This window comes from Pseudomonas sp. PS01298 (assembly GCF_029959745.1).
In the GTDB taxonomy this organism is placed as follows: Bacteria; Pseudomonadota; Gammaproteobacteria; order Pseudomonadales; family Pseudomonadaceae; genus Aquipseudomonas; species Aquipseudomonas aylmerensis.
The window spans coordinates 26500-39738 of the sequence record NZ_JASCPP010000061.1; the positions used below are offsets into that span (position 1 = coordinate 26500).

General features: G+C 62.9%; 14 protein-coding genes. 7 read left to right on the top strand and 7 right to left on the bottom strand.

Translation table 11 applies throughout. The annotated features are described in order from the left end of the window. Positions 1-115 precede the first annotated feature (115 nt). Both QMX97_RS20150 and QMX97_RS20155 read left to right on the top strand, forming a co-directional pair. A complete protein-coding gene (locus tag QMX97_RS20150) occupies positions 116-1393 on the top strand; it encodes an acetyl-CoA C-acetyltransferase (protein ID WP_282397468.1) in 1278 nt (425 codons plus the stop codon). 134 nt (positions 1394-1527) lie between these two features. Next, positions 1528-2427 (top strand): PA4780 family RIO1-like protein kinase, encoded by a 900-nt coding sequence (locus QMX97_RS20155; RefSeq protein WP_065900351.1) that lies wholly within the window; start codon positions 1528-1530, stop codon positions 2425-2427. Between the two features lie 156 nt (positions 2428-2583). Here the strand turns inward: QMX97_RS20155 and cueR are convergent, their stop codons facing one another. The 3 genes from cueR to QMX97_RS20170 all read right to left on the bottom strand — a co-directional run bounded on the left by cueR (position 2584) and on the right by QMX97_RS20170 (position 5630). After that, positions 2584-2985 (bottom strand): Cu(I)-responsive transcriptional regulator, encoded by a 402-nt coding sequence (gene cueR, locus QMX97_RS20160; RefSeq protein WP_065900353.1) that lies wholly within the window; start codon positions 2983-2985, stop codon positions 2584-2586. After that, positions 2982-5183, bottom strand: a complete 2202-nt coding sequence (locus tag QMX97_RS20165) for a heavy metal translocating P-type ATPase (protein WP_282397469.1) — start codon at positions 5181-5183, stop codon at positions 2982-2984. Before QMX97_RS20165 ends, cueR begins: the two co-directional genes overlap by 4 nt. 66 nt (positions 5184-5249) lie before the next feature. Further along, positions 5250-5630 carry a hypothetical protein gene (locus QMX97_RS20170; protein WP_106805257.1) on the bottom strand — a complete coding sequence of 127 codons (381 nt, stop codon included), beginning with the start codon at positions 5628-5630 and terminating at the stop codon, positions 5250-5252. Positions 5631-5777: 147 nt separating this feature from the next. Between QMX97_RS20170 and QMX97_RS20175 the strand changes: the two genes are divergently transcribed. Further along, entirely contained in the window at positions 5778-5975 is a 198-nt protein-coding gene (locus tag QMX97_RS20175) for a cation transporter (protein ID WP_106805256.1), read from the top strand. Between the two features lie 85 nt (positions 5976-6060). Next, entirely contained in the window at positions 6061-7254 is a 1194-nt protein-coding gene (locus tag QMX97_RS20180) for a multidrug effflux MFS transporter (protein WP_282397470.1), read from the top strand. Positions 7255-7262: 8 nt separating this feature from the next. On the opposite strand, the gene QMX97_RS20185 is transcribed toward QMX97_RS20180, so the two are convergent. The 3 genes from QMX97_RS20185 to QMX97_RS20195 all read right to left on the bottom strand — a co-directional run bounded on the left by QMX97_RS20185 (position 7263) and on the right by QMX97_RS20195 (position 8923). Continuing rightward, positions 7263-7445: a hypothetical protein gene (locus QMX97_RS20185; RefSeq protein ID WP_027607955.1), complete on the bottom strand. Its 183-nt coding sequence runs from the start codon at positions 7443-7445 to the stop codon at positions 7263-7265. Positions 7446-7590: 145 nt separating this feature from the next. Then, the gene (locus QMX97_RS20190; protein ID WP_065900365.1) at positions 7591-8604 is read right to left on the bottom strand and encodes a zinc-binding alcohol dehydrogenase family protein; all 1014 of its coding nucleotides are present in this window, start codon (positions 8602-8604) and stop codon (positions 7591-7593) included. Between the two features lie 25 nt (positions 8605-8629). Next, positions 8630-8923, bottom strand: coding sequence for a putative quinol monooxygenase (locus QMX97_RS20195; protein ID WP_065900367.1), 294 nt, complete (start codon positions 8921-8923; stop codon positions 8630-8632). A 116-nt stretch (positions 8924-9039) separates the two neighbouring features. Between QMX97_RS20195 and QMX97_RS20200 the strand changes: the two genes are divergently transcribed. Next, positions 9040-9969, top strand: coding sequence for a LysR family transcriptional regulator (locus tag QMX97_RS20200; protein WP_065900369.1), 930 nt, complete (start codon positions 9040-9042; stop codon positions 9967-9969). 134 nt (positions 9970-10103) lie between these two features. After that, positions 10104-10799 (top strand): helix-turn-helix domain-containing protein, encoded by a 696-nt coding sequence (locus tag QMX97_RS20205; protein WP_282397471.1) that lies wholly within the window; start codon positions 10104-10106, stop codon positions 10797-10799. Positions 10800-10906: 107 nt separating this feature from the next. Here QMX97_RS20205 and QMX97_RS20210 read toward each other — a convergent pair whose 3' ends face one another. Continuing rightward, positions 10907-11860, bottom strand: coding sequence for an adenosine deaminase (locus QMX97_RS20210; RefSeq protein WP_012722045.1), 954 nt, complete (start codon positions 11858-11860; stop codon positions 10907-10909). Positions 11861-12053: 193 nt separating this feature from the next. Between QMX97_RS20210 and QMX97_RS20215 the strand changes: the two genes are divergently transcribed. Continuing rightward, the gene (locus QMX97_RS20215) at positions 12054-13145 is read left to right on the top strand and encodes a calcium:proton antiporter (protein ID WP_106805253.1); all 1092 of its coding nucleotides are present in this window, start codon (positions 12054-12056) and stop codon (positions 13143-13145) included. The last annotated feature ends 94 nt before the right edge of the window (positions 13146-13239 follow it).

Genomic DNA, 13239 nt, shown 5'->3' on the forward strand with positions numbered 1-13239 from the left:
CGCTCTCCGAAGACTGGGGTTCAAAGGGTTGACCATCCCAGGGTAGCAGTCGTTCGACTAGGCTCTGTTATCCAGCCCACAGCAGCCAGCCCATAACAGACCGAGGGAGCTTTTCATGACTCAATTGCGCCGTGTAGCGATCATTGGCGGTAACCGCATTCCTTTCGCCCGTTCCAATGGCCCGTATGCCACGGCGAGCAACCAGGCGATGCTGACTGCGGCCCTTGAGGGCTTGATCGAGCGCTACAACCTGCACGGCCTGCGCATGGGCGAAGTGGCTGCCGGTGCGGTGCTCAAGCATTCGCGCGACTTCAACCTCACCCGCGAATGCGTGCTCGGCTCGCGCCTGTCGCCGCAAACCCCGGCCTACGACATTCAACAGGCCTGTGGCACCGGCCTTGAGTCCGCATTGCTGGTGGCCAACAAGATCGCCCTGGGCCAGATCGAATGCGGGATTGCCGGCGGGGTCGACACCACGTCCGACGCTCCGATCGGCGTGAATGAAGGGCTGCGCAAGCTCCTGCTGCAGGCCAATCGCAGCAAGTCCATGGCGGACAAATTAAAACTCCTGTTACAACTTCGTCCTCATCACCTCAAGCCCGAACTGCCGCGCAATGGCGAACCGCGCACCGGTTTGTCCATGGGCCAGCATTGCGAGTTGATGGCGCAGGCATGGCAGATCCCACGCGCCGAGCAAGACCAACTGGCGCTGGAAAGTCACCAGAAAATGGCCGCCGCCTACGCCGAAGGCTGGCACAACGACTTGCTGACGCCGTTTCTCGGCCTGACCCGCGACAACAACCTGCGCCCCGACCTGACCCTGGAAAAACTCGCCGCCCTCAAGCCTGCCTTCGAGCGCAGCGAAAAGGGCACGCTCACCGCTGGCAACTCCACGCCGCTCACCGACGGTGCGTCCCTGGTGCTGCTGGGCAGTGAGGCATGGGCCCAGGAGCGCGGCTTGCCGATCCTCGCGTATTTGCGCGATGGCGAGGCGGCTGCGGTGGATTTCGTCAACGGCGCCGAAGGCTTGTTGATGGCGCCGGTCTACGCGGTACCGCGCCTGCTGGCGAGGAATGGCCTGACGCTGCAGGACTTCGATTACTACGAGATCCACGAAGCCTTCGCTGCCCAAGTGTTGTGCACGCTCAAGGCCTGGGAGGACGCGGACTACTGCAAGACCCGCCTCGGGCTGGATGCACCGTTGGGCGCCATCGACCGCAGCCGCCTGAACGTCAAGGGCAGCTCCCTGGCAGCCGGCCACCCGTTTGCCGCCACGGGCGGGCGCATTGTCGCCAATCTGGCCAAGTTGCTCGACGCGGCGGGCAAGGGCAGGGGGCTGATTTCGATCTGTGCGGCGGGCGGGCAAGGGGTCACGGCGATCATCGAACGCTGATTGCGATAAAAATTGGCATATTGGATGCATTCTTGACGGGTCAGAGGTCGGTAGCCTCTCCCACCGGCGAGCCGATTGCCGTATAACGAGTGCCATACGCGTATTTGGTAATAAAGGACCCACAATAAAAGCTGATGAAGACTCCTAAACGCATTGAACCCCTGATCGAAGACGGTCTGGTCGACGAAGTGCTGCGCCCACTCATGAGTGGTAAAGAAGCAGCTGTTTATGTGGTGCGCTGCGGCAACGAATTGCGTTGCGCCAAGGTTTACAAGGAGGCGAACAAACGAAGTTTTCGTCAGGCGTCCGAATACCAGGAAGGCCGTAAGGTCCGTAACAGCCGGCAGGCCCGGGCCATGGCCAAGGGCTCCAAGTTCGGCAAGAAAGAAACCGAAGATGCCTGGCAGAACGCTGAAGTGGCGGCGTTGTTCCGCCTGGCCGGTGCGGGCGTTCGCGTGCCCCAGCCGTACGACTTCCTTGAAGGCGTGCTGTTGATGGAGCTGGTAGCCGACGAGTACGGCGATGCCGCTCCGCGTCTGAACGACGTGGTGCTGGAGCCGGATCAGGCGCGCGAATACCACGCCTTCCTGATCTCCCAGATCGTGCTGATGCTGTGTACCGGCCTGGTGCACGGTGACCTGTCCGAGTTCAACGTACTGCTCACGCCAACCGGGCCGGTGATCATCGACCTGCCTCAGGCGGTGGATGCGGCGGGCAACAACCACGCGTTCAGCATGCTGGAGCGTGACGTGGGCAACATGGCGTCCTACTTCGGCCGTTTTGCCCCGGAGCTGAAGAAGACCAAGTACGCCAAGGAGATGTGGGCGCTGTACGAAGCCGGCACCTTGCACCCGGCCAGCGTGTTGACCGGCGAGTTCGACGAACCGGAAGAGCTGGCGGATGTCGGCGGAGTGATCCGCGAGATCGAAGCGGCGCGCCTGGATGAAGAGCGTCGCCAGGCGATTCGCGCGGCGGACGATGCGCCACCGAGCAAAGTACCTGACGAGCCACCGCCGCCGCCTTGGCTGCAGTGATCCCGCAAAACTGTGGGAGCAGGCTGGTGCAGGCGCTGGCTTGCCGGCGATCGCATCACCTCGGTGTGACTGACATACCGAGGTGCCTGCGGGCAGCCCGACTCCCGCACACGCTGGCGCCCACATTTTGTTCTGTCTGGGGCGAGTAAAGCTCAGTCAGGCGCAGCAACTGCCCGAAGCCAACTCCTTGAGAATCGGACAATCCGGCCGATGATCGCCCTGGCAATGTTCTACCAGGTCCTGCAGCGTGTCGCGCAGTTGCCCCAACTCCAGAATTTTCTGATTGAGCTCATCGATGTGCTGGCGCGCCAGGGCTTTCACGTCCGCGCTCGCGCGTTGGCGGTCTTGCCACAGGGCCAGCAACTTGCCAACTTCCTCCAGGGAAAACCCCAGGTCCCGTGAGCGTTTGATAAACGCCAGTGTGTGCAAATCGTCGCCGCTGTAGACGCGGTAGCCGCTGTCGGTGCGGTGGGCGGCTTTCAATAGACCGATGGATTCGTAGTAGCGAATCATCTTGGCGCTCAGCCCGCTCTGGCGGGCGGCTTGGCCGATGTTCATGGGCGTTGATCCTCCAGGTCCTTGGGTTTCCAGGTTTTCAACAGTAAGGCATTGCTGACCACGCTGACGCTGGACAAGGCCATGGCCGCGCCCGCGAGCACCGGGTTGAGCAGGCCGAACGCCGCCAGCGGAATGCCGATCAAGTTGTACACAAAGGCCCAGAACAGGTTCTGGCGGATCTTTGCGTAGGTCTTGCGGCTGATCTCCAGGGCGGCAGGCACCAGGCGCGGGTCGCCGCGCATCAAGGTGATACCCGCCGCATGCATCGCCACATCGGTGCCGCCGCCCATGGCGATGCCAATGTCGGCAGCCGCGAGGGCCGGGGCATCGTTGATGCCGTCGCCGACCATCGCCACCACGCCGGTTTTTTTCAACTCGGCGACGGTGGCGGCTTTTTCGGCGGGCAGCACTTCAGCGTGCACATCCTCGATGCCCAGCGCCTGCGCAACCACGCGGGCGCTGCCGCGATTGTCACCGGTGAGCAGATGACTGCTGATCTGCTGCGCCTTGAGTTGCTGCACGGCCGCAAGCGCCCCCGGCTTGAGGGTATCGCCAAAGGCAAACAGCCCGAGCACACGCGGTTGCGGGCCTTGCTCGATCAGCCAGGACAAGGTCCGGCCTTCGGCTTCCCAGGCGGTGGCGGAGCCGGACAGTTCACCGGCGTTCAAACCGCTTTCTTCCAGCAGCCGACGGTTACCCAGCGCCAGCTGCCGGCCCGCCAGGGTGCCGGCAATGCCGCGCCCGGTCAGGGCTTGGCTGGCGCTCACATCGGCGACATCCAGCCCTCGTTCGCGGCAGGCATCCAGCACCGCCTTGGCCAGCGGATGTTCACTGCCGCGCTGCAAGGCACCGGCGTGCTGCAGCAATGATGCTTCGTCGCCATCCACCGCCGCCAAGTGCGCAATCCTTGGCGTGCCGGAGGTGAGGGTGCCGGTCTTGTCGAACACCACGGCGCTCACGGCGTGCGCACGCTCCAGGGCTTCGGCGTCCTTGATCAGGATGCCGTAGCGCGCGGCGACGCCGGTGCCGGCCATGATCGCCGTCGGTGTGGCCAGGCCCAGGGCGCACGGACAGGCGATCACCAGCACCGCGACCGCGTTGATGATTGCTGTCTCCAGGGAGGCGCCGTACAGCCACCAGCCCACCAGCGTGATCAACGCCAGCACCAGCACCGCCGGCACGAACACTTGGCTGACTTTATCCACCAGCTTCTGGATCGGAGCCTTGGCGGCCTGGGCGTCTTCCACCAGGCGGATGATGCGTGCCAATACGCTTTCCGCACCCAAGGCGAGGGTGCGCACCAGCAGGCGGCCTTCACCGTTGATGGCGCCGCCGGTGACCGAGTCGCCCGGCTGCTTTGGCACTGGCAGGCTCTCGCCACTGATCAGCGCTTCGTCGGCGTGGCTTTGGCCGTCGACCACTTCACCGTCCACCGGGAAGCGTTCGCCGGGCTTGACCAGCACCAGGTCGCCGCGCTTCAACGCGTTGATCGCGACGTCTTCCTCGCGGCCATCGACCACCCGAATCGCGCGTTCCGGGCGCAGCGCTTCGAGGGCGCGGATGGCGCTGGCGGTCTGGCGTTTGGCGCGGCTTTCCAGGTATTTGCCGAGCAACACCAGGGCAATCACCACGGCCGAGGCCTCGAAGTACAAATGGGGCATGCTGCCGGCCGGTGCGGTGAGCCACTCATAAATGCTCAGGCCGTAGCCGGCGCTGGTGCCGATGGCCACCAGCAAGTCCATATTGCCGGCACCGGCGCGCACGGCTTTCCAGGCGGCGATATAAAAGCGCGCACCGAAGATGAACTGCACCGGCGTCGCCAGCGCGAACTGCACCCAGGCCGGCAGCATCCAGTGCAGGCCGAAAGGCTCCACCAGCATCGGCAGCACCAACGGCAGCGCCAGCAGGATCGCCAGCAGCAATGCCCAGCGCTCGCGGTGCAGGCGCTGGGCCTGGTCGACCTCGGTGGCGGCTTCGCTCTGGGGCAGGCTGGCGCTGTAGCCGGCCTTGTCGACGGCGGCAATCAACACGTTCGGGTCCATCTGGCCGAGCACTTCAACATGCGCGCGTTCGTTGGCCAGGTTGACGCTGACGCTTTGCACCCCCGGCACTTTGCCCAGCGCGCGTTCGACACGCCCGGCGCAGCTGGCGCAGGTCATGCCGCCGATGGGCAGGTCAAAGGTGGTGGATCCATTCATGGGGCAGTCCTCCAGGAGAAGTTGCCCCTAGGATCAACCTTGACCTGTGGGGAAGGTCAAGCGCCTTTAATATTCCAGTGCGGCAGGCTTGAGGTACATACCGTCCGGGCCCTGCGCGATGCGCAATTTGCGTACGTCGCCGACCTTCAGCGTGATGTTCTGCGCCGGTGGCGCGAGCATGCCCGGCAGGCAGCCCGGGGACTGGCCCGGCAACAGCTTCAGGCGTAGCGACACGTTGCCGGCGGGCAAGTTGAACGAGGTGGATTGCTCCTGGAACAGCCGGCCTGCCAGCTGGTCCTGGATATATAGGCCGATTTCGCAATTGGTCGGCACTTCCAGGCGTTCGCGGGAAATGATCAGCACCGCATAGTCTTCTGCGGCACTGGCCGTGGGCGCAACGGCAGACAAGCTCATCAGGCCGACAAGGCCAAAAAATGACCAGCGCATGGCGAATGCTCCGTGGATTGAATCAAAGATGAGTGAAGCTTGGCCGACGTCGCCGCCGAATACCAGCCCGGCAGATCATCCTGGAACTTGACCTTGCCATCGTGGCAAGGTCGAGACTGGGTTCAACCTCATCAAAGGAGTCATGTCATGCAAGTATTCAGCGTTGAAGGAATGACCTGCGGCCACTGCGTTCGGGCCGTCACCCAGGCGGTGCAGAACGAGGACCCGGCCGCGAGCGTGAAGGTCGACCTGGCGGCGAAGGAAGTGGGGGTAGAAAGCCGTCTGTCTGCCGAGCAGGTGATCAGCCTGATCAGCGAAGAAGGCTACAGCGCCAAGCTCGCCTGATCCGCTCAAATAGTTAGCGAGCTATCGTGTTAAATGCACCCAAGCGCGGCTAGACTGTCGGGCTGCCGACACACTTGGGTGCCTGATGAACCTCCGTATAATCCTGATTCTGGGTGCCTTGAGCGCCTTCGCGCCGCTGGCGATCGATTTCTATCTGCCGGGCTTTCCAGCCATGGCCACCGCGTTCGCGACCGACGAAAAACACATCCAGCTGACCCTGGCGGTGTATTTCGGCGGTCTGGCCATCGGCCAATTGATCTACGGTCCGCTGGCGGACCGCTTTGGTCGGCGCGGCCCGCTGCTCAGCGGCGTGACCCTGTTTACCCTGGCCTCCTTCGCCTGCGCCTTTGCGCCGTCATTGGAATGGCTGATCGGCGCGCGCTTCGTGCAGGCCCTCGGCGGTTGCGCCGGCATGGTGATTTCCCGCGCGGTGGTCAGCGACAAATATGATGCGGTGGGCTCGGCCAAAGTGTTTTCCCAACTGATGCTGGTCACCGGCCTGGCGCCGATCCTCGCGCCGCTGGCGGGTGGGCTGATGGTGGGCTTGTGGGGCTGGCAGTCGATTTTCCTGGCGCTGTCGATCTTCAGCGTAATGGCCGCCGTCGCCGTGGCCGTGGGTTTGCCCGAGACGTTCCCGGCCCATCAACCACGCCAGCCTTTGTCTGGATCGCTGCGTCGCTACGGTTCGCTGCTGTCAGACCGGGTCTACCTCGGCTATGCGCTGACCGGCGGCATCTCGATTGCCGGGATGTTTGCCTACATCGCCGGTTCGCCTTTCGTGTTTATCAAGCTGTATGGCGTGCCCGCCGAGCATTACGGCTGGGTCTTCGGTTCCAACGCCGTCGGCTTTATCCTGATGGCCCAGGTGAACGCACGCCTGCTCGCCAAGCGCGGCCCGGCGTTTTTGCTGTCGCGCACGGTCTGGCTTTACATGCTGGCCGCGTTGACGCTGCTGGGTATCGCAGCCTTGCGCACCGACGCGCTGTGGCCGCTGCTGGTGCCGCTGTTTATCTGCATCGCGAGCCTGGGCTGCATTTTGCCCAACACCTCGGCCTGCGCCATGGCCGGGCAGGGTGCCCGGGCGGGCAGTGCTTCGGCGTTGCTCGGCTGCATCCAGTTTGGCGTGGCGGCGGGCGCCGCGTCGCTGGTCGGCGTGTTGCATGACGGCACGGCGATGCCGATGGCCATGGTCATCAGCTTGTGCGGTGTATTGGCGGTGACGATTGCGATGTCGACCCAGCGCCTGCAACGGGCGAGGACCGTGCAGGCGCAGGCCTGAAATGCGGGTCAGCCAGCGGCGGAACGTTGCTGGCTGAGCGGGAAGCGGTGGGGCGCCTGGATACGGGCTTGCAGGGTGTCGGCAAAGGCTCGGGCCTCGGCTTCACTGCGAAATGTAAACGCGTCGCCGTCGAGACGAACTTGCCATTTATTGCCTGGGGATTTTGCTAACGCTTTTATCAGGATTTTCATTGCTGACTTCCTCACGTAAAAGAATCGTGGCAAAGGCGGCCAATATAAACCCGAATACGCTCACAAATATGACAAAGATCAACTCTCTGACTAGCGGCGTCGTCCCTTACCTACAGGAATAAGGGACGACGCCGACAGACCGTTTTTAGAAGCCTTCCAGCACGATCTTGCCCTTGGCCTTGCCGCTTTCCAGCAGCGCATGGGCGCGGCGCAGGTTCTCGGCGTTGATCACGCCGAAGTGCTCGCCCACCGTGGTTTTCAAGGTACCGGCGTCGATCAGCTCGGCCACGCGGTTGAGCAGGTTGTGCTGCTCGATCATGTCCGGGGTCTCGAACATCGAGCGCGTGTACATGAACTCCCAGTGCAGCGACAGGCTCTTGCGCTTGAGTGTGCTCACGTCCAGCGCCTTGGGATCGTCAATCAGTGCCAGCTTGCCCTGGGGTTGCAGGGCTTCCACCAGTTGTTCGAGGTGATGGTCGGTCTGGGTCAGGCTGGCAACGTGGGTCACTTGCGGGTGGCCGGCGGCTTTCAGCGCTTCGCTCAGCGGTTGGCTGTGGTCGATCACCAGGTCGGCGCCGAGGTCCTTGGCCCAGGCCTGGGTTTCCGGGCGCGAGGCGGTGCCGATGACTTTCAGTGCTGTCAGTTGGCTGGCCAACTGGGTCAGGATCGAACCCACGCCACCGGCCGCGCCGACGATCAGCAGGCTCTGGCCCTCGTCCTCTTTACTCTCACGTACCTGCAGGCGTTCGAACAGCAGTTCCCAGGCGGTGATGGCGGTCAGGGGCAGCGCGGCGGCCTCGGCAAAACCCAGGCTCTTGGGCATATGGCCGACGATGCGCTCGTCCACAGTGTGCAACTCGCTGTTGCCACCTGGGCGCACCAGGGAGCCGGCGTAGAACACCTTGTCGCCGGCCTTGAACAGTGTCACTTCGCTGCCGACGGCCTTGACCACACCGGCCACATCCCAGCCCAGCACCTTGGCGTCGCCGTTTTCCGGGGCGACGTTCTGGCGGACCTTGGTGTCCACCGGGTTGACCGAGATGGCTTTGACTTCCACCAGCAGGTCGCGTGGACCGGCGACCGGTGCTGGCAGTTCGATGTCTTGCAGGGCGCTGGGATCGTTGATCGGCAGGGATGCGTAGTAGGCAATGGCTTTCATGATGGCTCCGGAAAAAGGGCAGTGATCAGGCGAGAAATTTCAGGCGCTTGAGTTCGAAGTGTTCGATCACATCGGCGGCCTTGGCGCGAAAACTCTGGATGTGCGCGCTCTGGTCGTGGTCGGCCAGCGCGGCGTCATCGGCCCAGCGTTCGAGCATGTAGAAGGTCTCGGGGTGTTGCAGGTCCTGGTGCAGGTCGTATTGCTCGCAACCGGCTTCCAGGCGGGTGGGTTCCAGCAGGCCGCGCAGCAGGGTTTCCAGGGTGGCCTGTTGGCCGGGCTTGGCGATCAGCGTGGCAATGACGTTAAAGGCAGTGGACATGGCAACTCCAGACACGTGATGAACGGGATGCACAGATGATTGGCTATTTCCCGTGAAGATAAAAGCGGCTAAAACAGCAGTCTGTTTCAACGAAATTTTGATAATGGATGGGATGCATGCTGCGTTTTGACGATTTGCAGTTGTTTGTTCGCGCAGCCGACCTGGGTAGCCTTTCGGCTGCAGCGCGGGTCATGGACCTGTCGCCCGCCGTGGCCAGCGCGGCACTCAAGCGGATTGAAGAGCAACTGGGCACGCGCCTGCTGGCCCGGTCCACGCGCAGCCTGCGCCTGACTGCCGAAGGCGAGGGTTTCCTCGAATACGCGCGCGCCGCGTTGGGCGCGCTGGATGAGGGGCGGCGCCTGTTGGCCAGCGGCCAGGACCATGTCAGCGGCGTGCTGCAACTGTCGGCGCCGTCGGATTTCGGCCGCAACCAGCTGCTGCCGTGGCTGGATGAGTTCCAGCGTGAACACCCGCAACTCACCGTACGTTTATTGTTGGGTGATCGAATCGCCGACCTGTTCCGCCAGCCGGTGGATATCGCCCTGCGTTATGGCGAGCCGGAAGACTCAAGCCTGATTGCGCTGCCCGTGGCTCCCGAGAATGTCCGAGTGCTGTGTGCCGCGCCCAGCTACCTCGCACGCCACGGAGAGCCCCGGCACCTGGAACAATTGGCCCAGCACAACTGCCTGTTGTACATGCTCGGCAGCCGGGTCCACGACCATTGGAGTTTCCACGACGGCAAGCGCGAAGTCAGCCTGACGGTCTCGGGTGATCGCTTCAGCGACGACGCCGACGTGGTGCGACGCTGGGCGGTGGCTGGCGTGGGCATTGCCTACAAGTCATGGCTGGATGTGAGCACCGATGTGCTGGCCGGGCGCTTGCGATTGATCCTGCCGGAGCTGCGCGGCGAGCGAACGCCACTGAATCTGCTGTGCGCGCACCGTGCGCAGTTGAGTAAACCCATCAACCTGCTGCGGGAAATGCTTGTGGCTCGCTGTGCGACATTGACCGCGCAAAGGCCAGAGCGCCCGCGCGCTTCGCAGTAGCCTCCATCAAAGCAGGAAATTTCACTCAGAGCCTGTCCCTATCCGTGCTGTCGGACGTCGCGGAACCGCGGGTTTGCGCACCTATACTTCGGCACCAACCGCAGCAGATAAATGATTCAACAGGGAGTGGATAGATGGAACAGGCACCTTGCATCAGTCAGATCGCCAGCTTGCTCGCCGAGCCCAAGCGTACCGCCATGCTATGGGCATTGATGGACGGCTCGGCCAAGTCTTGCGCCGAACTGGCCTCCCTCGCCGAGCTGTCACCGGCGTCCGCCACTGCACACCTGGCACGGCTGACCGGCAGCGGCCTGCTGCGGGTCGAAGCTCGACGCGGCCAGCGGCTGTTTCGCATGGCGGCAGCGGACGTCAGCAGCGCCATCGATGCCCTGGCCACGACGACCATGGCCAGTGCCGTGCGTTCTGCCCCCGAGTCGTCGCCGCCGGCATTGATGGCGCCTGCGTCGCTGCGCCACGCACGGTTATGCCACGGCCACCTGGGCGGCGAGCTGGCGGCGGGGTTGTATCAACGGATGATCGATGCAGGGTGGATCGAGCGCGCTGAGCAGCGCACCGACGTCACGTTCAAGGGCGCGCAGCGCTTGGCGAGGCTGGGTATTTTCACGCCGGCGCTGGCGTCACCGCTGGTGTGCGATTGTTTTGACTGGAGCCAGCACCAACCGCACCTGGGAGGGGCGTTGGGTGCAGGGTTGCTACAACTGTTTGTGCAGTCGGGCTGGATTCGCGCGGTCAACGAGTCCCGCGCCTTGCTGGTCAGCGATACGGGGCTGGCGGAAATCACTCGGCTCGCCGCGCCGGAGCAGGCTTGAGGTGAAGAGGTCGCCGTTGGAGCGGGCTTGCTCGCAAAGGCGGCGTGTCAATCAGTCGGTGTCTGACTGATCTGCCGCCTTCGCCAGCAAGCCCGCGTCCGGCGCCGTCAGGGTTTTACCAGTCGCGCGTCCAGGCTGTTCTGCGCCAGGCGTTTGGCCTGGTCCTGGGTCATGCCCAGCGAGGTGTACAGCGCGTGGAAGTTCTCGGTGACATAGCCGCCGAAGTACGCCGGATCATCCGAGTTCACCGTCACCTTCACGCCACGCTCGAGCATGTCGAGGATGTTGTGCTGCGCCATGTCGTCGAACACGCACAGTTTGGTGTTGGACAGCGGGCATACGGTCAGCGGGATCTGCTCGTCGATGATGCGCTGCATCAAGCGTTCGTCTTCGATGGCGCGCACGCCATGGTCGATACGCTGGATTTTCAGCAGGTCGATGGCTTCCCAGATGTACTCGGGCGGGCCTTCTTCGCCCGCGTGGGCGACAGTGAGGAAGCCTTCGTGGCGAGCACGGTCGAACACGCGCTGGAACTTGCTCGGCGGGTGGCCCATTTCCGAACTGTCCAGGCCCACGGCCACGAACGCGTCACGGAACGGCAGCGCCTGGTCGAGGGTTTTCTCGGCCTCGGCTTCGCTCAGGTGGCGCAGGAAGCTGAGGATCAAGCCGCTGGTGATCCCCAGTTGCTGCTCGCCATCTTTGAGGGCCGCCGCGATACCGTTGAGCACCACTTCGAACGGGATGCCACGGTCGGTATGGGTCTGCGGGTCGAAGAACGGTTCGGTGTGGATCACGTTCTGTTCTTTGCAGCGCAGCAGGTAGGCCCAGGTCAGGTCATAGAAATCCTGGGAGGTGCGCAGCACGTCGGCGCCCTTGTAGTACAGGTCGAGAAACTCTTGCAGGTTGTTGAAGGCGTAGGCCTTGCGCAGGGTTTCAACGTCGTTCCACGGCAGCGCGATCTTGTTGCGCTCGGCCAGGGCGAACAGCAGCTCAGGCTCCAGCGAGCCTTCCAGGTGCAGGTGCAATTCAGCCTTGGGCAGGGCGTTGAGCCAATCGTACATTTCTATAATTCTCATCAGGTGCAATGGCGGCATTCTACAGGTGATGACTGAAATAATCGGCAAAACCTGACCGGCAGAAGAGTTTTGGTGGGCTCGTGCAAGGGCCGCGTGAACTAAGGTGTAACGAAACGTTAGCGACGTGACGCAGTCTGTACCCCATCAATGACTGATTTGCCGTCCTAAAAGGCCCGGAATGCTCACATCCCTCAAGCAAGAAAAATTCATGTTGCTGGCGCTGATTGCCGCCATCGCCGCCTACCCGTTGGAGCACTGGATGCTGCACAGCGGGCAGATGGTCGCGCTGCTGGCCGGCGTGGTGCTGATCGCGTTTATCGTGGTGGCCTCGATGCGCGTGGCGCACCATGCCGAGCAGTTGGCGGAAAAGGTCGGCGACCCCTACGGCACGATGATCCTGACCCTCGCCGCCGTACTCGTGGAAGTGGTGATCCTGGCGATCATGATGAGTAATGAGCCGTCGCCGACCCTGGTACGCGACACCATCTATTCGGCAGTGATGCTCGATATCAACGGCATCCTCGGCCTGGCGGCGTTGATGGGCGGCATCAAGCATGGCGAACAGTCCTACAACGATGATTCGGCACGTACCTACAGCGTGATGATCCTCACCGCCATGGGCGTGTCGATGGTGGTGCCGGAATTTATCCCCGAGGCCGACTGGAAAATCTACTCGGCCTTCACCATCGGTGCGATGGTGGTGCTCTACACCCTGTTCCTGAGAATGCAGGTAGGGCCGCACAGTTATTTCTTCAGCTACAGCTACCCGGAAAAGCGTCGCAAGAAACTGCCGGAAGAGGATCAGGCGCCGCCGGTGAACCTGGCGTTCTCCATCGGCACCCTGGTGTTTGGCGTGATTGTGATTGGCGCACTGGCCGAAGTGATGTCCAAGACGCTCGACCTGGGCCTGGAAGGTACGGGAGCACCGCCGGTCATCACTGCGATTGTGGTTGCGGCGATTTCAGCGGCACCGGAAATCCTGACGGCCTTGCGCGCCGCCCTGGCCAACCGCATGCAATCGGTGGTCAACATCGCGTTGGGTGCATCCTTGTCGACGGTGATCCTGACGGTGCCCGTGATGGAGGCCATGGCGCTCTACACCGGCCAGCCGTTCCAGATGGCAATGACGCCGGTGCAGACGGTGATGGTGTTTATCACGCTGATCGTCAGCGCGATCAACCTCAACGATGGCGAAACCAACGCTATCGAAGGGATGACCCACTTTGTGCTGTTTGCGACGTTTATCATGCTGTCGTTGCTGGGTTTGTAACCGGTTCTACAGAGCACCCTGGAAACCAGTGTGGGAGCGGGCTTGCTCGCGAAGGCAGTGTGTCAGTCGATGCATAAGCTGACTGATCTACTGC